The organism is Amycolatopsis sp. CA-230715, from assembly GCF_018736145.1.
In the GTDB taxonomy this organism is placed as follows: domain Bacteria; phylum Actinomycetota; class Actinomycetes; order Mycobacteriales; family Pseudonocardiaceae; genus Amycolatopsis.
The window spans coordinates 3425981-3449472 of record NZ_CP059997.1; the positions used below are offsets into that span (position 1 = coordinate 3425981).

General features: G+C 70.2%; 1 protein-coding gene. It reads right to left on the reverse strand.

Annotated features, from left to right (window positions below; translation table 11 throughout):
• Nucleotides 1-25: 25 nt before the first annotated feature.
• On the reverse strand, nucleotides 26-23479 hold the full coding sequence (locus tag HUW46_RS16000; protein ID WP_215548029.1) for a non-ribosomal peptide synthase/polyketide synthase: 23454 nt from the start codon (nucleotides 23477-23479) through the stop codon (nucleotides 26-28).
• Nucleotides 23480-23492: the final 13 nt, after the last annotated feature.

Consider the following 23492-nt stretch of genomic DNA (forward strand, 5'->3'; position numbering starts at 1 on the left):
ACCCGCGTCTCACCGGGACCCGTTCCTACCGAGGCCGACCACTCTTCGCCAATCCGGTGAGCGCGGCGAACCACCCGGTTCCCAGCGCGCGCACCGTTTCCTCGTCCAGCACCGCGTCCGGCCACGACCAGTGCGCGAACAGCACCGGGCCGTCCGGCCGGTCCTCGGTCATCGAGTTCACCACGAGGCAGTGCGACACCGGCATCTCGTCGTCGGGGTTGACGTCCGCGGCCTCGGTTTCCGCGGCGTACGACCAGTCTGTCGCGGGCGGGAAGCCGAACCGGCCCATGTAGTTGAACTCGATCTTCGGCGAGCCCAGCGCGGCCAGCTCCGGTTTCGTGTCCGGGTTGAGGTGCCGCAACAGCCCCGCGCCGACACCGGCCGACGGCATTCCGGCCAGGTGCGCGGCCACCCGCCGGATCGCCGCACCCGCCGCCGGTCCCCCGGCCAGCGCGTCGTCGAGGTCGATTTCGCCGGGATCCAGCAGCACCGGGATGACGCTGGTGAACCAGCCGACGGTCCGCGAAAGGTCCGCGTGCGCGGCCAGTTCTTCCTCACGGCCGTGGCCTTCGAGGTCCACCAGCACCGCGTTCCCCGTCCCGCCTTCGCGCCACCGCCACTCGGCGACCGCCAGCGCGAACGCGGTCAGCAGCACGTCGTTCACGGTGACGCCGAAGGCCGCGGGCACGGTGGTGAGCAGCGGTTCGGTGTGCTCGGTCGACAGGGTGAGCCCGATCCCGCGCACGGTCCGCACCACGTCCCGCGCCGGGTCCAGCTCCGCGCGCAGCGGCAGCGGATCGCCGCCGGAAAGCGCGGCGCGCCACCACGGCAGTTCGTCGAGGCGCGCCGGTTCCGACGCCCGCGCGACGAGTTCGGAAGACCAGCGCCGGAAGGAAGTACCCACCGGGGCCAGCTCTGGCGACCTGCCCGCGGCGAGATCGGCCCACGCGGCCGCGAAGTCCGGCAGCAGGATCCGCCACGACACACCGTCGACCACGAGGTGGTGGATCAGCACCAGCAGGCGGCCCGGCCGGTCGCGCCCGGTGTCGAAGAAGACCGCGGACACCATCCGCCCCGCGTCCGGATCGAGCCGGTCGCGCGCGGAAAGCGCCTGCTCGGCGATCACCGCACGGAGGTCATCCTCCGTGGACACTGCACAGTGGACTATCCACTCGTCGCTGTCCACGGTCTCCGGCACTTCAAAGGTCCAGTCGCCGTCGCGCACCAGCCGCGCGCGCAGCATGTCGTGGCGCGCGGCGACCGCGGCGAGCACGGCGCGCGCACCGGCCCAGTCCAGTTCCGCCGGGGTCTGGACCAGCGCGACCTGGTGGTAGCCGTCGATCGGCCCGCCCTGCTCGCGCAGGGCGTGCATGATCGGGGTCAGCGCCACCGTCCCGGTGCCGTCCGCGGGACTGTGCTGCGCCGCCGCGCTTTCTTCGGCGATCTCGGCGAGCGCGGCCACGGTCCGGTGCGCGAACACCTGGCGCGGCGTGATCCGCAGGCCCGCCGCGCGGGTCCGGCTCACCAGTTGCATGGCGACGATGCTGTCGCCGCCCAGCGCGAAGAAGTCGTCGTCGACACCCAGTTCGGCGACACCGAGCACCTCGGAGAACACCGTGGCGAGCACCCGCTCCCGCTCGGTTTCCGGCGCGCGCCCCGACACGACATCCGAAAAATCGGGCGCGGGCAAGGACTTCCGGTCGAGCTTACCGTTCGCAAGCACCGGGAACTTCTCGAGCAGCACGAACGCGGCGGGCACCATGTACTCGGGCAGCCGTTCGCCTGCGTGCGCCCGCAGCTCCGCCGGGTCGGGCGCGGTGCTCTCCGCGGGCACCACGTAGGCGACCAGCCGCTTGACGCCGGGCCGGTCCTCCCTCACCACGACGAGCACCTGGCCCGCCTTCGCGTGCGCGGCCAACGCGGCTTCCACTTCGGCGAGTTCGATCCGGAAGCCCCGGATCTTGACCTGGTCGTCGGCACGGCCGAGGTAGTCGAGCCTGCCGTCCTCGGTCCACCTGGCGAGGTCACCGGTCCGGTACACGCGGCCGGGGCCGTAGGGATTCGCCACGAACCGTTCCGCGGTCAACGCGGCCTTTTCCAGGTAGCCGCGGGCGAGACCGGCACCGGAGAGGTACAGCTCGCCGGTGACCCCGGGCGGCACCGGGCGCAGCGCGGCGTCCAGCACGTAGGCACGCGTGTTCGCCACCGGCCGCCCCACCAGCGGACGGTCCGTTTCGGACACTCGGGCGACCAGTGCGTCCACAGTGCTTTCCGTTGGCCCGTAAAGGTTGTAGGCCTCCGTCCCGGGCAGCTCGCCCAGTTGCGACCACAACGCGTCCGGTACCGCTTCGCCGCCGACGCCGACCACCGCGAGCGAGCACTCGCCGTCGCGGATCAGCCCGGCATCGGCCATCTGCGTGAAGTACGACGGCGTCACCTCGACGAAGTCGATGCGTTCGTCGGATAGGACCCCGGCCAGCAGTTCCGGGTCGCGCCGCGTCTCCTCGTCGACGACGTGCAGCAGATGCCCGTCGAGCAGCCACAACTGCGGCTGCCACGAAGCGTCGAACGAGAACGACCACGCGTGCGCGACCCGCAGCCGTTCGCGGCCGGTCCGCTCGACCGCGGGCCGGTACAGGGTTTCGCGGTGGCTGTGGAACAGGTTCACCACGCCGCGGTGACATACCACCACGCCCTTCGGCCGCCCGGTCGAACCCGACGTGTAGATCACGTACGCCGGGTGGTCCGGGTGCAGCGGCGCCAGCCGATCGTCGTCGGTGACCGGGATCGCGTCCACATCGGACAGATCGGGTAGCTCGTCCAGCACGACGACGGGGCGGGAGTCTTCGATCATCGCGCTGGTCCGTTCCGCCGGCTGGTCGGGGTCCAGCGGAAGGTAGGCGGCACCGGCCTTGAGCACCGCGAGGATCGCGACCAGGAACTCGGCCGAACGCGGCAGCGAAAGCGCCACCACGGTTTCCGGTCCGGCGCCGAGGCCGATCAGCCGTCGCGCCACCTGGTTTGTCCACGCGTCCAGTTCGGCGAAAGTCCACTGTGTCCGTCCGAACGCGAGTGCCGGAGCATCCGGGGCACGGCGCGCCTGCGCTTCGAACAGGGCAGGCACCGTGGACCGCGGCACGTCTCGTGCGGTGTCGTTCCAGGTTTCGAGCACCTGGCGCCGTTCCACCGCGGACAGCACGTCCACTTCGGACAGTCGGCGATCGACGCCGGTGGTCATCGCTTCGAACAGGGTGCGCATCCCGCCGACGATCCGGTCGAGCACCGGTTCGGTGAACAGGTCCGCGCGGTATTCGGCGGTCAGCCGGAGCCGCTCGCCGGGTTCGACCGCCCACGTGAACGGGTAGTGCGTCGCGTCGTCGTGGTCACGCGGGACGGCGCGCAGTCCGGATCCGGGCCCCGCATCGGCACCGGGGTAGCTCTCGAACACCACGAGCGTGTCGAACAGTTCACCGATCCCGTGCGCGCGCTGGATGTCCGCGAGGCCGAGGTGCTGGTGCGCCATCAACTCGGACTGGCGTTCCTGCACCCGGTCCAGCACGGCGCCGAGCGTTTCGGCGGCCCCCGCCTCGACCCGGACCGGAACCGTGTTGATGAACAGCCCGATCATCGCTTCGACGCCGGGCACCTCGCCCGGCCTGCCCGAGACCGTCGCGCCGAACACCACGTCCTCGCGACCGGTGAGCCGCCCGAGCAGAAGCCCCCACGCGGCCTGGACCAGGGTGTTCACCGTCAGGCCGCGAGTGCGGGCGAACGCGGTGAGCCGCGCGGTGAGGTCTTCGGGGAGGAACTCGGTGCGCCGCAGCGGCGCCGCGGCGACCCGGTTCGGGTCCGCGGGCACCAACCGCGCCGGTTCTTCGAACCCTTCCAGTTCGAGTGCCCACGCCGCGCGCGCCGCCTCGGTGTCCTGTTCGGACAGCCAGCGCAGGTAGTCGCGGAAGCGCACCGGCTCCGCCGCGCTGCCGTCGTACAGCTCGGCGAGTTCCCGCATCAGCTGCGGCACGGACCAGCCGTCCATCAGCAGGTGCTGGTGGGACACCGCGAACCGGTACCCGTCGCCGACCCGCGCGAGCAGGAACCGGATCAGCGGTGGCTCCGCGGGGTCGAACCGTCGGCGCTCCTGGCCGAGCGCGTGCTCCCACGCCTGCTCGTCGGGCAGGGCGACCTCGCGCCACGGCAGCGTGACCGCCTTCGGCACGATCGACACCGGACGCCCGGATCGCAGGTAGCGGAACCCGGCGCGGAGGTTCGGGTGCCGGTCCAGCAGCGCCGCCGCGGCCTCCTTCAGCCGGGCCCCGTCGATGTCGCCTTCGAGGTCGAACGACACCTGGACCGTGTAGACGTCCTCGTCGTCGGTGTCCATCGACGCGTGGAACAGCAGGCCAGCCTGCAGCGGCGTCACCGGCAGCGCTGTGCCCTCGACCTCGGTGCGTTCCGCCTCGTCGAGGGTCAGCAGCTCGGCGTCGAGCGAGCCCGCGGTCGTGTCGCGGGTGCCCGCGACCGCGGCGAGCCCAGCGGCGGTCTTGTGCCGGAAGACGTCGCGCGGGCTCAGCACGAGGCCCTCGGCCCTGGCGCGGGCGACGAGCTGCATGGCCACGATGCTGTCGCCGCCGAGCGCGAAGAAGTCGTCGTCGACGCCGACCCGCTCGAGCCCGAGCACCCCGGCGACGAGCCCGCACAGGACCTCCTCGCGCGGGGTCCTCGGCGCCCCGTCCGTGACCAGGCCCGCGTAGTCGGGTTTGGGGAGGGCGGCCCGGTCGAGCTTGCCGTTAGGGGTCAGCGGAAGTGCGTTTAGCGGGCTAAACGTCGTCGGGACCATGTACTCCGGGAGGGCGGCCGCGGCATGGGTCCGCAGGTCAGCAAGGTCCACGCTCGCGGGTACGGGGTAGGCGACCAGGGCGCCGTCGTGGGCGAGGACCACGGCTTGGTCGACCTCAGGATGGGAGGTCAGGACGGTTTCGATCTCGCCCAGTTCGATCCGGAAACCCCGGACCTTGACCTGGTGATCCACCCTGCCCAGGAACTCCAGCACCCCATCGAAGCTCCACCGCGCCAGGTCACCGGTGCGGTAAAGCCGCTCCCCCGGAGTGAACGGATTCGCCACGAACCGCTCGGCAGTCAGGCCCGCACGCCCCAGGTAACCGCGTGCGAGTTGCACACCAGCCAGGTACAGCTCGCCCGCGACACCCGGCGGCACCGGATTCAGGGCGTGGTCGAGGACGTAGGTCTGGGTGTTCCAGATCGGCCGCCCGATCGGCACCAGCCCCGTCTCATCTCCGGTACATGTCCACGAGGTCACATCCACCGAAGCCTCGGTCGGACCGTAGAGATTGTGCAAGCTCGCGTCCGGCAGCACCTCGCGGAACCGGGCCGCAACGCCAGCCGAAAGCGCTTCGCCGCTGCACACCACGCGCCGCAACGAAGTACACGAAGCGGCGGCGGACTCGGCGAGGAAGACCTCCAGCATCGAGGGCACGAAATGCACCATGCCCACCCGTTCCCGCTGGATCAGCTCCGCCAGGTAGTGCGGATCCTTGTGACCTTCCGGGGAAGCGATCACCAGGGTGGCCCCGACCGTCAACGGCCAGAACAACTCCCACACCGACACATCGAAACTCGCCGGGGTCTTCAACAACACCCGATCCCCCGGAGCAAGAGCAAACTCGTCCTGCATCCACGCAAGACGATTCGCCATCCCCGCATGCGGCACGACCACACCCTTCGGCCGCCCGGTGGAACCCGACGTATAGATCACATACGCCGCATCACCAGGATCAACCGCCACCGGAACGAACGACATACCCCGCGACACTCCCCGTACCTGCTCCACATCATCAACCACCACCGCGGGAGCCGAATCCGCGAGCATGAACTCCACCCGATCCGCGGGCAAACCCGGATCCACCGGCACATACGCCGCCCCCACCCGCTGAACCGCGAACACCGTCACCAGCAACTCCACCGACCGCGGCAACACCACCCCCACCCGATCACCACGCCCCACACCCAACCCCGACAACCACCCAGCAACCCCGGAAACCCACCCCTCGAACTCCCCGAACGACAACTCCCCACCCTCGAAAACCACCGCCACCGCATCCGGCTCCACCCGCGACACCGGCAACCCCGAAACCGCAGGACCCCACCGATTCCATTCGACCAGCATCCGCTGACGGTCCACTTCGGACAGCAGATCGATCGAGCCGATCGGCGCACCGGGGTCGGCGACCACGTCCGTCAGCACGCGCAGCAGCTGCTCCGCGAGCCGTTCGACAGTCCGCGCGTCGAACAGGTCGGTGCTGTATTCGATGCGGCCGCCGTCGTCGGTGAAGTCGAATTCGAGATCGAACTTCGCGGTCCGCTGCCCCACCGGCTCCGGGCGCGCGCTGATCCCCGGCAGGGCCAGCCCGTCGCCGGGATCGGCCAGGTAGACCACCATGACCTGGAACAACGGGTGCCTCGCGAGCGAACGCTCGGGGTTCAGCGCTTCCACGAGCCGCTCGAACGGCACGTCCTGGTGCGAGAACGCGGCGAGGTCGGTGTCGCGGACCCGGGCCAACAGTTCGCCGAACGTCGGGTCGCCGCCGGTGTCGGTCCGCAGCACGAGCGTGTTGAGGAAGAACCCGACGAGATCCTCCAGCGCCGCGTCGCCGCGTCCCGAGATCGGGCTGCCGATCGGCACATCGGTCCCCGCGCCGAGCCGGGTGAGCAGGGTCGCGACGGCGGCGTGCAGCACCATGAACAGGCTCACGTCGTGCTGTCGTGCCAGGTCGCGAAGGCCCTGGCTCAGCTCGGGCGTGAACGGGACCGCCACCGACGCGCCCTGGTGGCTTGCTTCGGCTGGCCGTGTCCGGTCGGTCGGCAAGGCCAGCTCGTCGGGCAACCCGGCCAACTCGGCGCGCCAGAAGTCGAGCTGCCGCGCGAGGTCGTCCCCGAGCGACTCGCGTTGCCAGAGCGCGTAATCCGCGTACTGCACCGGCAGCGGCGCGAACTCCGGCGCCCGACCGTCCACACGGGACGCATAGGCCGTGGTGAGATCGGCGGACAGGGGCGCGCTCGACCACTCGTCGCCCGCGATGTGGTGCACCAGCAGGAGCACCACGTGCTCGTCGCGGGCCGTCTCGAACACGGTGGCGCGGATCGGCAGCTCGCGGTCCAGCGCGAACGCGTGCTCCGCCGCCTGCGCGAGTTTCGCGGGCAGAACGTCCTCGGTGACCCGCTCGACCAGGAACGGCACCTCGGGCTCGGGCAGGATCCGCTGGTACGGCTCGCCACCGTCGGCGGGGAACACGGTTCGCAGCGATTCGTGGCGGAGGACGAGGTCGTGCACGGCGGCACGCAGCGCGTCCAGGTCGAGCGCGCCGCTCATCCGCCAGGCGAGCGGGATCGTGTAGGTGCTGCTCGGGCCGTCGACCTGGTCCAGCACCCACAGCCGCCGCTGCGCGAACGACAGCGGCACCCGCTCGGGACGGTCCCGCACGGTCAGCGGAGCCGCGGCCGGGACCGCGTCGCCGAGCGCGCTGGCGAGCGCGGCGACCGTCGGGGCGTCGAACACCGCCCGCAACGGCACCTCGATGCCCAGCTCCGCGCGCATCCGGCCGACCAGCCGCATGACCAGCAGCGAGTGGCCGCCGAGTGCGAAGAAGTCGTCGTCGATACCGACCCGCTCGACACCGAGCACGTCGGCGAACGCGGCGCAGAGCCGCGCCTCCCGCTCGGTGCGTGGAGCAGTGCCCGTGGCCTTCTCGGCGTAGTCGGGTTTGGGGAGTGCGGCCCGGTCGAGCTTGCCGTTAGGGGTCAGCGGAAGTGCGTTTAGCGGGCTAAACGTCGTCGGGACCATGTACTCCGGCAGGAGGCCCGCGGCGTGGGCCCGCAGGTCGTCGAGGTTCACACCCGCGGGTACGGGGTAGGCGACCAGGGTGCCCTCGTGTTCGGTGACCACGGCCTGCTCGACCTGCGGGTGTGTGGTCAGGATGGTTTCGATCTCGCCGAGTTCGATCCGGAAACCCCGGATCTTGACCTGATGGTCCACCCGGCCCAGGAACTCCAGCACACCATCGAACGTCCACCGCGCTAGGTCACCGGTGCGGTAAAGCCGCTCACCGGGAGTGAACGGATTCGCGATGAATCGCTCCGCGGTGAGACCCGGCCGCCCGAGGTAGCCCCGCGCCAGTTGAATGCCCGCCAAGTACAGCTCGCCCGCCACACCGGGCGGGACCGGATTCAACGCCGCATCGAGGACGTAGGTCTGGGTGTTCCAGATCGGCCGCCCGATCGGCACCGTCCCGGTCTCGTCTCCGGTGCAGGTCCAGGAGGTCACGTCGACCGAGGCCTCGGTCGGGCCGTACAGGTTGTGCAGGCTCGCGCCTGGCAGCACCTCGCGGAACCGGGCCGCTACCGAAGCCGACAGCGCTTCGCCGCTGCACACCACTTGCCGCAAGCTCGCGCAGCCGACAGTGCTGGGTTCGGCCAGGAAGACCTCCAGCATCGAGGGCACGAAATGCACCATGCCCACCCGCTCCCGCTGGATCAGCTCCGCCAGGTAGTGCGGATCCTTGTGACCTTCCGGGGAAGCGATCACCAGGGTGGCCCCGACCGTCAACGGCCAGAACAACTCCCACACCGACACATCGAAACTCGCCGGGGTCTTCAACAACACCCGATCCCCCGGAGCAAGAGCAAACTCGTCCTGCATCCACGCAAGACGATTCGCCATCCCCGCATGCGGCACGACCACACCCTTCGGCCGCCCGGTGGAACCCGACGTATAGATCACATACGCCGCATCACCAGGATCAACCGCCACCGGAACGAACGACATACCCCGCGACACTCCCCGTACCTGCTCCACATCATCAACCACCACCGCGGGAGCCGAATCCGCGAGCATGAACTCCACCCGATCCGCGGGCAAACCCGGATCCACCGGCACATACGCCGCCCCCACCCGCTGAACCGCGAACACCGTCACCAGCAACTCCACCGACCGCGGCAACACCACCCCCACCCGATCACCACGCCCCACACCCAACCCCGACAACCACCCAGCAACCCCGGAAACCCACCCCTCGAACTCCCCGAACGACAACTCCCCACCCTCGAAAACCACCGCCACCGCATCCGGCTCCACCCGCGACACCGGCAACCCCGAAACCGCGGGACCCCACACATTCCACTCGCCGAGTACCTGGGCGGTTTCGGCTGCGGTCAGCACGTCCAGCTCGCGAACCCGCCGCGACGGCGCCGACGCCACCTGCGCGAGCACGCGTTCGAGCCGGGTCAGCAGCAACGACGCCGTACGCGAGTCGAACAGGTCGGTGGCGAATTCGAGTGCGAGCCCGATCCGGTCGGTGGACGGCTGGTCGACGACCGTGAAGTGCAGGTCGAACTTCGCCATCCCGGTGTCCATGCCGAACCACTCGGTCCGCAGCCCGAGCAGCTCGTGATCGGATTCCGGCCGGTGGTGGTAGCCGACCATCACCTGGAACAGCGGGTTCCGCCCGGCCACCCGCGGCGGGTTCAGCTCCTCGACCACCCGGTCGAACGGCACGTCCTGATGCGAGAACGCGGCGAGGTCGAATTCCTTCACGCGGTCGAGTACCTCGCCGAACGACGGGTCGCCGCCGAGATCGGTCCGCAGCACGAGCGTGTTGACGAAAAAGCCGACCAGATCGGCGATCTCGGCGTCGCCGCGGCCGGCGATCGGCGCGCCGAGCACGATGTCGGTTCCCGCGCCCATCCGGTGCAGCAACGCCGCCACCGAGGCGTGCGCGAGCATGAACATACTGGCACCGGACGAAGTGGACAGTGCCCGGAGCGCCTTCGCGGTCTCTACTGGCAGTTCGGTTTCGACGCGGCCGCCCCGCCCGCTCGGCCGGGTAGGACGCGAACGGTCGACGGGCAGGGTCAGCTCGTCGGGTGCACCGGCGAGCCGGTCGCGCCAGAAGGCCAGCTCCTTCGCGACCCGGCTGTCCGCATCGGCGGGATCGCCGAGCAGTTCCGCCTGCCACAGCGTGTAATCCGCGTACTGCACCGGCAACGGCGCGAACGCGGGCGCACGACCGTCCACACGGGACCGGTAGGCTGCGGTGAGATCGGTCAGGAACGGCCGGTCGGACCATTCGTCCGTGGTGATGTGGTGCAGCACCACGGCCACCACGAAGTCCTCGGAACCGAGGCGCAGCACCATGGCCCGAATCGGGATCTCGGTGTCCAAAGCGAACGGACGCCGCGACAGCTCCTCGATCCGCGACGCCAACTCGGATTCCACAACGGACAGCACCTCGAACGGAACAGCCGCGGAGTCCAGGATCCGCTGGTACGGCTCACCGCCCCGCGAAGGGAACACCGTGCGCAGCGATTCGTGCCGCGCGACCACGTCGTCCAAAGCGGAATGCAGCGCGTCGACGTCGAGGGCGCCGCGCAACCGGAAGACCAGCGGGAAGTTGTACGCGATCCCACCGTCGTCGAACTTCGTGAGCAGCAGCAGGCGCTTCTGCGCCGGGGAAAGCGGAATCCGTTCCGGCCGTGCCCGAGCGGTGACGGCGGGGCGCGCCGGTTCACCGGTGCCCGCCTTCGAAGCGAGCTGGGCGACGGTCGGCGCGTCGAACAGGTCGCGGATCGCCAGCTCGGTACCGAGTTCCGTGCGGGCCCGGCTGATCAGGCGCGTCGCGAGCAGTGAATGCCCGCCGAGGTCGAAGAAGTTGTCCTCGACGCCGACCTCACCTAGCCCGAGCACCTCGGCGAACAGCTCGCACAGCTTCTCCTCGGTCTCCGACGACGGCGGCCTGCTCGACGCGAGGGTCACCGTCGGTTCGGCGTCCGGAAGGGCCCTGACGTCGAGTTTTCCGTTGTCCGTCAACGGAATTTCGTCGATCGGCACGAGCGAACCCGGCACCAGGTAGTCCGGCAGGCTCTGCTTGAGATCGCTCCGCAACCGCTGGACGAGGGTGTTCGCGGTGCGGGCCGCGGCGGGGTCGTTCGCCTGCTCGACCCCGCGCACCGGCCGGTACAACCCGGTCGAAAGCGCGGCCTCGCTCCGGGTGAACACCGCGTCGAAGGCACCCGCCACCGCGGACGGCGTCGTGCGAACGCGGTAACCGAGGCGCGAACCGAGCGCGTGCACGTCGTGCTGCTCCACCCCCGCGCCGGATTCGGGCGGCTCGGAAGCCAACCGCGCGTCCGGGATTCCCGTCACCCGCACCGCGTCCCCGGCCAGCAGGGACTCAAGGTCCTGTCGCCATTCGACGGACGGAACCGCCGAAAGGTCCACAACGGACTCCCGTGACCGGTGGAACACCACGTCGTAGCGGTACCGGCTCAGTTCGTTGTGGTGGCGGGCGTGTTTCGTCCTGATCTCCACGCCGACGCCGGGCAGCCGCTCCGCGAGCGCGGTGAAGAACTCCGGCGCCAGCAGCAGCTCCTTCTCCAACGCGACCGCGCGGTCCACAGCGGATTCCAGCCGGTCGGCCGGGGTGCCGCGGCCGAGCTGGATCGCGGTGTGGAAGCGCCGCAGCAGCGCCAGGTTCCGCACATCACCGACGAACAGCGCGCCACCGGGCGCGAGCAGCTCGACCGCGCCGGTCACCACGTCCGCGAGGTAGTCCGCGCTCGGGAAGTACTGGATCACCGAGTTGATCACGATGGTGTCGAAGAACCCGCGCGGCAGCCCGTCGAGGTCATCCGCCGGGCGGCACCGCAGTTCCACCTTGGCCGCGAGCGACGGATCCCGTTTCAGCTCTTCGCCGAGCTTCCGAATCACCGGCGCCGCGAAGTCCGTGCCCCAGTACCGCTGCGCGCGCGGCGCGAGCTGGGACATCAGCAGCCCGGTGCCGACGCCGATCTCCAGCACGTTCACCGGTGACAGCTCGGTGATCCGCTCGACGGTCGCCGCGCGCCACTCCCGCATGTGCTCGACCGGGATCGGGTCGCCGTCGTAACTGGAATCCCAGCCCGCGAAGTCCTCTTCGAACAGTGCCGTCGGGATCTCGGTGTACTCGTCGGAGTAGATCTGCTGCCACTCGCCGACCTGCTCTGCTTCGACCTCGGCGCGCGCCCCGGCGTCCACATCGGCCGGAACGACGTAACCGACCAGGCGCTTCAGACCGGGGGCCGAAGGATCGTCGCGCGCGATCACGGCGGCCTGCGCGACCAGTGGGTGTCCGGAAAGGACGGTTTCGATCTCGCCCAGTTCCACCCGGTAGCCGCGGATCTTGACCTGGTCGTCGGTACGGCCGAGGAAGTCCAGGTTGCCGTCCGGACGGCGTCGCACCAGGTCACCAGTGCGGTACATTGCGGCACCGGGACTGCCGAACGGATCGGCGACGAAGCGTTCGGCGGTCAGCGCGTGCCGGTGCAGGTAACCGCGGGCGAGGCCGAGACCGCTGATGTACAGCTCGCCGGGCACTCCGTCGCGGACGGGCCGCAGCCATCGGTCGAGGATGTGCGCACGGGTGTTCCAGATCTCGCGGCCCACGGTCGGGGTCGCGCTGTCTTCGGTGCCGCCGCCGAGCGTGTTGATCGTGTATTCGGTAGGACCGTAGAGGTTGTAGCCGTACACGCCCTCGGTGTCGCGCAGCCGCGCCCACACCGATTCGGACACCGCTTCCCCGCCGAGCAGCACCAGCACCGGTCGATGACCGCCGTTGTCGTCGCGCAGCATGCCTTCTTCGAAGAGCAGGTGCGCGTAGGTCGGCGTCACGTTGACGACGTCGATCCGCCGCGCGTCGCAGTAGGCGACCAGCGCGGCCGCGTCGCGGCGGAGTTCCTCGTCGCAGATGTGCACTTCGTGGCCTTCGACGAGCCACAGCAGCTCTTCCCACGACATGTCGAACGCGAACGAAACCGTGTGCGCGATCCGCAGCCGCCTGCCGCCCGCCGAGGCGATCGCCGGGCCGAAGATGGCTTCCTGGTGGTTGAGCTGCATGTTCGTCAGGCCGCGGTACGGCGTGACGACGCCCTTGGGCTTACCGGTCGAGCCGGAGGTGTAGATGACGTACGCCGGGTGCTCCATCCGGTCCGCGCGGTCGCGGGCGAACAGGGGCCGCTCGGCGTCTTCCACCGAGTCCGCGGAGAACGTTTCGAAATCCACTGTGGACAGTAGCTCGGTGTCCACCACGAGCAGCGGTTTCGCGTCTTCGAGCATGAGCGCGATGCGGTCCGCCGGGTAGTCCAGCTCCAGGGGCAGGTAGGCGGCACCGGTGCGGAGCACCGCGAACAGCGCCACCACCATGTCGATCGACCGCGGCAGGCCGAGCGCGATCACCTGCTCCGGTTCCGCGCCGCGCGAGAGCAGGAACCGCGCCATCCGGTTGATCCGGCCGTCCAGCTCGGCGTAGGTGACCGTCTGTTCGCCGAAGACGCAGGCCACCGCGTCCGGCGTGCGCGATGCCTGCGCCGCCAACAGGTCCGAGATGGTGTCGTCCCCGATAGGACGGTCGAGCGGCGCGGAGACCGTCTCCTGTGGACGGAGGTCCAGCGAGCCGACCTGTGCCGTGCCGTCGCCGCTGAGGAGGTCCACCGCGACGAGGAACCGGCCGAGCAGGTCCTCCGCCAGCTCGCGGTCGATGATCTCCGGGCGGTACGACAGCCGCACCCGCAGGTTCGCCGCCGGTGTGACGACGAGGCCGATCGGGTAGTGCGTCGCATCGACGCTGTCCGAGGTGGTGATGTCGTAGCGGTGCCGGAACTCGTCGAACGCGTCCTCGTCGGCGAAGTTCTGCAGCACGTAGATCGCGTCGAACAGCCGCGCGTGGCCCGCCTCGCGCTGGATCTCACCCAGCCCGTAGTACTCGTGGGCCATCAGGGAAACGCGCTGGTCCTGAACACGGCGCAGCAGGTCGAGCACGCGCTCGTACGGGTCGAACGCGACGCGGACCGGGATGGTGTTCAGGAACAGCCCGATGATCTTGTCGACGTCGTCGATCTCGGCGGGACGACCGGCCACCGTGCTGCCGAACACCACGTCGTCCCGGCCGACGACGACGGCGAGGGCGAGCGCCCACCCGGCGTTGAGCACCGTGTTTATGGTGAGGCCGTGCTGACGGGCGGCCGAGCGCAGCCGCTCGCTCAACTCGTCGCCGAGTTCCGCGCGGCACTGCTCCGGCACGCTCGGCTCGTCGGAGGCCGGACCGAGCAGGGTCGGTTCCTCCAACCCGTCGAGTGCCTCGCGCCAAGCCGCGGCCGCTTCCGCGGTGTCCTGTTCGGACAACCAGTCGAGGTAGTCGCGATAGGACCCCGGCACCGGAAGCCCGCGATCGTCGCCGCCGCGTTCGTACAGGTGGAAGAGCTGTTCGAGGAAGACGCCCTCGGACCAGCCGTCCCACAGCAGCAGGTGGTGCGTGATCACCAGCCGGTCGCGTGCCGCACCGAGGCGGATCAGCGTCATCCGGCACAGCGGCGGCGCGTCGAGGACGAACCGGCGGGCCCGGTCGGCTTCCAGCAGGCGCGTGACCTCCGCGTCTTGCTCATCCGCCAACATTGTCGACAAGTCGACTACATCGAGCGGAATCTCCCGGTTACCACCGGCGATGATCTGGACCGGCCCGCCGCGTCCCTCGCTGGTGAAAGCGGCCCGCAGGTTGGGATTGCGGCCGAGCAGCGCGGCACCTGCGGCGCGCAACCGCGCCTCGTCGACCCGATGGCCGAGTTCGAACAAATCCTGCACGGTGTAGACGTCGAGCGCCGCGGTGTCGTAGCTCGCGTGGAAGAAAAGCCCTTCCTGCAACGGCGAAAGCGGCCAGGTTTCCTCGGCACTGGCCTGCTCGCGCAGCGCGGCGAGCCAGCCGTCGCTCAGCTCCGCGACGTCCTTTTCGGACAGTCCGCCGGACGGCCACAGCCAGCTGGCGGTCAGGCTCGGGCCGTCCGCGGTTTCCTCGCAGACGATGTCGATCTGCACCGCGTACGGCAGTCCTAATCCTGCATCGGGGGCGATCGCCACCGCTTCCGCGGCGACCGTCCAGTCGCCGTCGTCCGGCACCGGACCGCGGCCGAGGTAGTTGACCAGCACCTGCGCGGACGCCGCCCCGGCCAGCAGTGGCGCCGTCTGCGCGTTGAGGTACCGGAGCATGCCGTACGAGATGCCCCCGTCGGAGACCGTCGCGTCGCGGCCGAGCCTGACCGGTTCGATCGCGGTGAACCAGCCGACCGTGCGCGCGGTGTCCGAACCGGACACGTCTTCGCGGCCGTGCCGTTCCAAGTCGACGAGCAGCTCGCCGTCCCGGCCGCGCCACCGGTTCACCGCGACGTGCAGCGCGTCCAGGAGCTTGCCGGTGACGTCGCCCGAGAGCAGCGGTTTCGTCTCGGCCACCGAAAGCCGGGCGACGCGCCGGGATGCGGATCCGAAGGTGCCGCCACCGCGGTACTCCGGCAGCAGCTCCGCACCGGGAGCGAGCGTCTCGGTCCAGTGCGCCAGGTCGTCGAGGCGGTGCCGGGCGTGGGCCTGTTCGGTGACCGCCTTCGAGAAAGCACGCATCGAGGTGCCGGCCGGTTCGAGCACCGGGGTGACGCCACGCGACACCGCTTCCCACGCGGTCACCAGGTCCTCGGCCAGGACGCGCCACGACACCCCGTCGATCGCGAGGTGGTGCACCACGAGCAGCAGGCGGCCCGGTTCGTCGGCACCCGCGTCGAAGAAGACGGCCTGCACCATGGCCCCCGCTTCGGGGTCCAAGCGGTCGGCCGCCGCCGACGCCTCGTCGGCCACCAGCGCGCGAAGATCGTCCACAACGGACACCCTGCGCAGCACGTCGACGGCTGAAACGGTTCCGGCGGGCCGGGTTTCGAGTGTCCACACAGCACCGCCGACGACCGTCAGCCGGACCCGGAGCGCGTCGTGGTGGTCGAGCAGCGCTTGCAGGACCGAGGCCAGCGCTTCGACGTCCGCGCCGATCGGCGTGCGCACCAGCATCGACAGGCTGAACCGCCCGATCGGGCCGCCGCGTTCGCGCAGCCAGTGCACGATCGGCAACGGCGGAACGTCACCGACACCGTCCTCCGCTGCCACGGGCTCGGACGACGGCGCGGGGCCCGCGAGCGCGGCCAGTGCCGCGGGTGTCCGGTGTTCGAAGACCTGGCGCGGGCTGATCTTCATGCCCCGCTTGCGGGCGCGGCTCGATACCGCGATCGACAGGATGCTGTCGCCGCCGAGCCCGAAGAAGTCGTCGGACGGCGCGACGCCGGTGATGCCGAGCACCTCGCCGAAGATCTCGGCGAGCACGACCTCCGCCGCCGTCCCGCGCTCCCGTGCGACGTGGGCGCGGGTGGCGCTCGGCGCGGGCAACGCCTTGACGTCCAGCTTTCCGCTGGGGGTCAAGGGAAGTTCGTCGAGTACGACGAACGCACTCGGCACCATCGGCGCGGGCAGTACCGACGCCAGCCGTTCGGACAGCGCAGCACTGTCTACAGTGGATTCTCCGACGAGATAACCGATCAGGGAGTTTTCCCGGACGGTCACGGCCGCTTGGGCGATCCCGGCCTGCCGCACGAGCGCCGCTTCGATCTCGCCGAGTTCGATCCGGTTGCCGCGCACCTTCACCTGACGGTCGGTGCGGCCGAGGTACTCCAGCGCACCGTCCGACCGGCGAAGCACCAGGTCACCCGTGCGGTACATCTGCCCACCCGTCGCCCGGCCACCACCCCCCAACGAGGCGCTCCGCGCCGCTGTGCCTGTCGGGCCCCCGAACGGATCAGCGACGAACCGCTCCGCCGTGAGCGCGGCGCGGCCATGGTAGCCGCGAGCGAGTTGGACGCCCGCGAGGTACAGCTCTCCCGGGGTGCCGTCGGGCACCGGCCGCAGTGACGTGTCGAGCACGTGCAGGCGGGTGTTCCACACCGGACGTCCGATAGGGACGGTGGTGCTTTCGGCGTCACCACAGGGGAACCAGCTGACGTCGACCGCGGCTTCGGTCGGCCCGTAGAGGTTGTGCAGCGGAACCCCGGTGAGCGCCAGCCAGCGCGTCGCCGTGTCGCCGGGGAGTGCCTCTCCGCTGGAGAACACGCGGCGCAGCGTCGACGAGAACGCGGGATCGTCGATCTCGCGCAGGAAGGCGGCGAGCATCGACGGTACGAAGTGGACGGTCGTGATCGACTCGCGCCGGATCACCTCGGCGAGGTACTCGGGGTCGCGGTGCCCGTCGGGCCGCGCGAGTACCACGGTCGCGCCTTCGACGAGCGCCCAGAAGAACTCCCACACCGAAACGTCGAAGCTCGACGGCGTCTTCTGCAGCACCCGGTCACCGGGTTCGAGCCCGTACTGCCCCTGCATCCAGGCCAGCCGGTTCACGATCGCGCGGTGGCTGACCAGCACGCCCTTGGGACGTCCGGTGGAACCGGAGGTGTAGATCAGGTACGCCGGATTGTCCAGCACGGCACGGGAAACCACCGGCTCACCGGTCGTACCGGAACGGACATCGACGTACTCGATCCCATCGAGCACGGGCACGGCGGCATCGGCGAGCACCACCTGCCGGGCACCGGAGTCGGCGAGCATGAACTCGATCCGCTCGGCCGGGTAGTCGGTGTCCAGCGGCAGGTACGCGGCGCCGGTCTTCAGCACCGCGAGCAGCGCGACCATCAGTTCCGCCGAACGGGGCACCGCGACCGCTACGACATCCTCCGGTCCGGCGTGCAGCCTCGCCGCGAGTGCGTCGGCGCGCGCATCGAGGTCCGCATAGGACAGTTCGGTGCCTTCGAAGACGACCGCGGTAGCCGACGGGGTCTTCGCGACCTGCGCGGCGATCGCCTGCGCGAGCGTGCGGTCCGGTACCGCGTGCGCGGTCGCCGCCTGCTCGTCGATGCGGTCGTGTTCCTGGCGTGACAGCACATCGAGCCGCGCGACCCGGGAACCCGGCGCCGCCGCGATGGACTCCAGTACGCGCACGAGGCGCTCCGCGAGCTGCCGCACGTCCCGTTCGGACAGACGGCTCGCGTCGTGGTCGAACTCGATGCCGATCCGGTCGCCGGGGAGGACGAGCAGCGTCAACGGGTAGTGGCCCGCGCCGAAGAACTCCAAGCCGTCGAAGGCGAGAGTGCCGCCCGCGTCGGTCAGTTCGCGGTCGAGCGGGTAGTTCTCGAACACCAGCAGCGTGTCGAACAGTTCGTCGAACCCGGCCAGGCGTTGCAGGTCCGCGAGCCCGAGGTGCTGGTGGTCGAGCAGTTCGGCCTGTGCGGCCTGCACACCGGTGAGGACGTCACCGAGCGTGTTCGCCCCCGGTGCCCGCACGCGGACCGGCACCGTGTTGGCGAACAGGCCCGCCATCGCTTCGATCCCGGGCACCTCGGCCGCGCGGCCGGACACCGTCGTGCCGAACACGACGTCGTCCCGGCCGGTCACCGCGCCGAGCAGGAGTCCCCACGCGGTTTGGAAGACGGTGCTCAGCGTGACGTGATGTTCACGGGCGACCGCGATCAAGCCGTTGGTCAGCTCCGCCGACAGTTCGGTCCGGACCTGTTCGAGGTGGAACCGCGCGGGGTCGGCTTCGCCGTCCACCAGTGAGGTCGGCGCGTCGAGCCCGGCGAGTTCGGTTCGCCACGCGGACAACGCCGCCTCGCGATCCCGAGTGGACAACCAGCCGAAGTACTCTCGGTACGGTGTGACGACGGGCAGCGCCGACGCGTCGCGGCCGTAGAGCGCGAACAGATCACCGATCATCACCGGGGTGGACCAGCCGTCGGAGACCAGGTGGTGCAGGGTCAGCACGAGCCAGTGCCGATCCGCGCCGCCCCGGACGAACGTCGCCGCGAGCAGCGGCGGGGCCGTGAGGTCGAACCGGCGGGCGCGATCCCGTTCGGCAACATCGTGTACGTCCACTTCGGACACCACGCGCCACGGAAGCTCGGCGTCACCGATGATCTGGAGGACCGTTCCGTCGTCGCGCTGGCGGAACCCGGCCCGCAGCGGCGCGTGGCGATCGACGACGCCCTGCAACGCGCGCCGGAGCAGTTCCTCGTCGACGGGACCGCGCAGGCCGATGACCTGCTGCATCACGTACGCGTCGGCGGCCGCCTCGTCGAAGAGGGCGTGGAAGAACAGCCCTTCCTGCAACGGGGTCGCGGGCAGCACGTCGGTGAGTGAAGGTACCGCCGCGTCGAGTTCATCCACTTCGGACTGGTCAAGTGAGACCAGCGGGAAGTCCGACGGGCTGTGTCCGGCGGCATCGCACTCCGCCACCGCCGCGAGCGCGTCCAGCCAGTGCTGCGACAGTTCGCGGACCGAGTCTTCGGTCAGCACGGTCTTGGGCCAGCTGAACGTGGTGCTCAGTTCGGGGCCGTCGGCGGTGTCGCGGACGACTGCGTTGATTTCCAGCCGGTGGCGCAGCGGCATGCGGGGGTCGATGCCCGCGCCAATCGGGTTCGCCTCCGGCGCCGGGTGGAAGTCCTTGTCCTGACTGGAAAAGCGGCCGAGGTAGTTGAACAGCACCTGCGGCGCGGGTGCGTCCCGTAGCACCGGGTCGGCGTCGAGCAGTCCGTAGCCGATGCCGTTGCGCGGCAGTGCGCGCAACCACTCCTTGACGCTCTTCACAGCGTCGCCGAGCGATCCGACGACGGGGTCGAGCCGGACCGGGAACATGCTGGTGAACCAGCCGACCGTCCGGGACAGGTCGACCTCGCCCAGTTCTTCCTCGCGCCCGTGGCCTTCGAGATCGACGAGCACAGGCCCGTCATCGCCACGCCACGTGCGGACCGCCCGCGCGAGCCCGGTGAGCAGCACGTCGTTGACCGCGCCGTGCACGGCCGCGGGGACGGTGGTGAGCAGCGGCGCGGTTTTCCCGGCGGGCAGCGAAACCGTGAGCGAAGCGGCGACTCGGCCCGGTTCGCCCGTGCCGAGAACTGGGTCCGGTGTGGACACCTGGCGTCGCCACAACGGGAGTTCTTCGACCGGTTCGGTGGCAGCCAGGAGTTCCGCCCAACGCCGGAACGAGGTCGTCACCGGCGCCAGTTCCGCGCCGTCCCACGCCTGCGCGAGATCGTCGAGCAGGATGCGCCACGAAACGCCGTCGACCACGAGGTGGTGCGCGACCAGCAGCAACCGGTTGTCCGCCTCGAACCAGACGGCCTGCAGCATCCGCCCGTCGCGCGGCGCCAGCCTGCCGACGGCCTCGGCGACCTGCCGCTCATCGACGGTCGAAGCACGTTCGATGAGTTCCGAAGCACGCACCGATCCGGGATCGGGAACGGTCAGCGACCAGTCCTCGGAGAGGGTGGCGCGCAGCAGGTCGTGCCGGTCGAGCAGCGCTTGGAGCATCTCAGCCAGCCGTGCGAAGGTCAGCTCGGCGGGCACTGTGACCAATGTGGACTGGTAGAAGCCGTCCACTTCGGATGGGTCGGTGCCAGCGGCGAGCCAGCGCACGATCGGGGTCGGCACGACCACACCGGTCCCGTCGTCGGGTCCGTGCGCCACCGCGCTCTTGTCCTGCGCCACCGCGGCCAGCGCGGCGACCGTGCGGTGCGCGAACACCTCGCGCGGGGTGATCACCAGCCCGGCCTGGCGGGCTTTCGTGACCAGCCCGATCGCGACGATGCTGTCGCCGCCCAGTTCGAAGAAGCTGTCGTGGATCCCGACCTCGGGCAGGCCGAGCACCTCGGCGGCCAGTGCGGAAAGGGTGTGTTCGGCCGGGGTTCGCGGCCGGTCGCGCCCGGCGAGCCCGGCCCAGTCCGGTTCCGGCAGCGCCTTGCGGTCGAGCTTTCCGTTGGGCGTCAACGGAAGCGGACCGTCCATCCGCACCACGACAGACGGCACCATGTAGTCCGGAAGGGACGCTTCGACCTGCGCCCGCGCCTGCCCCGCGTCGGCGGCGCCGACCGTGTAGGCGACGAGGCGCTTGACCCGCCGGTGGTCCTCCAGCACCACGACCGCGGCCTGCGCGATGTCGTCGTGCCGCATGAGCACGCTCTCGATCTCGCCCGGTTCGATCCGGTACCCGCGGATCTTCACCTGCCCGTCGGCGCGGCCGAGGAAGTCCAGGTTGCCGTCGGAACGCCATTTCACCCGGTCACCGGTCCGGTACATTTTTGTACCACCAGGTCCGAACGGGTCAGCGACGAACCGCTCCGCGGTCAGTCCGGGACGCCCGAGGTAGCCGCGCGCGAGCCCGCGACCGCCGACATACAGCTCGCCTTCGACACCGGGAGCGACCGGCCGCAGCGCCGAGTCCAGCACGTAGCAGCGCGTGTTCGGGTCCGGAACGCCGATCGGCACCGGCCCGGTCCAGCACGGTTCCGCCTGCCACAGCGTCGAATTCACGCTCGCCTCGGTGAGCCCGTAGGCGGCCACCACGCGCATGCGCTCGGCCCACCGCGCGATCAGCTCCGCCGGCACGGTCTCGGTGCCGACGACCAGCACCCCGCCCTCGGGCAGCTCGCAGTCCGAGGGCAGCGCCGCGACCAGCGACGGCGGCAGGATCATGTTCGTCACGCGGTGCTCGGCGAGGTACGAGGTCAGCGCCGCGCCCGCGACGCGCCGCTCGCTCGGCACCACGACCACGGTCCCGCCGACGCACAACGACATCACCAGGTCCCACACCGTGACGTCGAACCCGACCGAGGCGAACTGCGCCACCCGGCTGTCCCGCGTGATCCCGATGCGCTCGGTCGCGGTCGCCATCAGGCTGCCCACGCCGTCGTGCGGCACCACGACGCCCTTGGGCTTCCCGGTGGACCCCGAGGTGTAGATGACGTACGCGGCGGCGTCGAGCGGGATGTCCACACCGGTCGGTCCGGTGTCCTGTGTGGACAGATCGGCGGTGTCGAGCAACACCGTGTCCACTTCGGGCAGTTCCCCGGCCAGCCCGGTGGTGGAGACGACCACGCGGGCGCTGGCGTCGGTGAGCATGTACGCGATCCGCTCGCGCGGGTGGTCGAGGTCGAGCGGGAGGTAGGCCGCGCCCGCCTTCATGACGCCGAGCAGCGCCACCACGAGATCGGCCGACCGCGGCAGCGCGACGCCGACCACGTCCTCGCGGCCGATTCCGGTGTCCCGCAACAGATGTGCGAGCTGGTTCGCGCGCGCGTCCAGTTCCGCATAGGTCAGCCGTTCGTCCTCGCAGACGACCGCGACCTTGTCCGGGGTTTCCCGCGCCCGTGCCTCGCACGCGCCGGGCCAGCTCACTTCGTCGGACGGGTAAGGCGAAGCGCCGAAGCGGTCGAGTACCTGTTCCCGCTCGTCCGGTTCGAGCAGCTCGATCCGTCCGACGGGCAGCTCCGGCTCGGTCACGATCGCGTCGAGCACGCGGAGGAACCGTCGCTGGTGCACGGCCAGTTCCCCGGGCCCGGCGACGGCGGCATCAGCATCGAACTCGACGCGCATCCCCCTGCCGCGTGGGCGTTCGTAGACCGCGATGGTCAGGTCGTTGATCGGGCCGCTGTTGAGGTAGAAGTTCGTCGCCTCGTGATCGCAGAACCGCAGATCGGACTCGAAGGCGAGGAAGTTCACCGTCGGCCCCACCAGCTCGCGGAACCCTTCGGTGAGGCCGAGTTCCCTCGCCAGGGTCTCCCCGCGGTAGCGGCTGTGCGCCACCAGATCGCGGATCGCGCCCGCCACCTCGTCGAGCAGTTCGGCCGGCGTGCTCGACGGCCGCACGCGCACGCGCAACGGCAGCACGTTCGACACCATGCCGGGGATCTCCCGCAACTCCGGGTCGAGCCGCGCGGTGACCGGCAGGCCCAGCACCACGTCCTCGCTGCCGGTGGCGCGGTGCAGGTAGGCGGCCACCGCCGCGATCATCAGGCGCGACAGGCGGGTGCCCGCGTCGGCGGCCGCCTTGTGCAGCGCCGTCGTCCGCGCCCCGGAGAGGTCCGTGACGTGACGGTCCACTGTGGACGGCTGACCCGGTGACCGTTCGACGAGCCGCGCGGGCTCCGGACGGTCGGCGAACCGCGCGTGCCAGTAGGCGCGATCTTCCTCATGTTGCGCGGAATCGTGGTACTCGGCGTCGTGCTCGACGAGCGTGGTCAGCCGCCACTGCCGCTCCGGTGCTTCGCCGAGGTACCGCTCGGAGATCCGGTTGATCACCACGAACGCGCCGTAGCCGTCCATCACCAGGTGGTGGTAGCGCTGGTAGAGCAGCACCTTGTCGTCCGCGACGGTCAGCAGCGCGTGCGCGTGCACCGGGCCGCGCGCGAGATCGACCACGCGCTTGACGTCGGCGAGCATCCACGCTTCGGCCGCGCCGGCCGGGTCCGGCTCACCGCGGAAGTCGATCCGGGGAAGTCCCCAGTTGTGTTCCGTCTGGACCTGATACGGCGTCCCGTCGCGGTCTTCGAACCGGACGTGCACGCACTCGGCCTCGTCGACCGACGCGCGGACCGCGTCGGCCAGCCGCTCCAGGTCGACATCGGTGCCGCGGATCTCGACGTACCCGGCGACGTTGTAGACCGGGCTGTCCGGCTCGATCCGCTGCGCGAGCCAGATCCCTTGCTGCGCCCCGGTCAAGGGCAGGCCGGACCCACCTGAAACACGTGCCACGACTACTCCACTG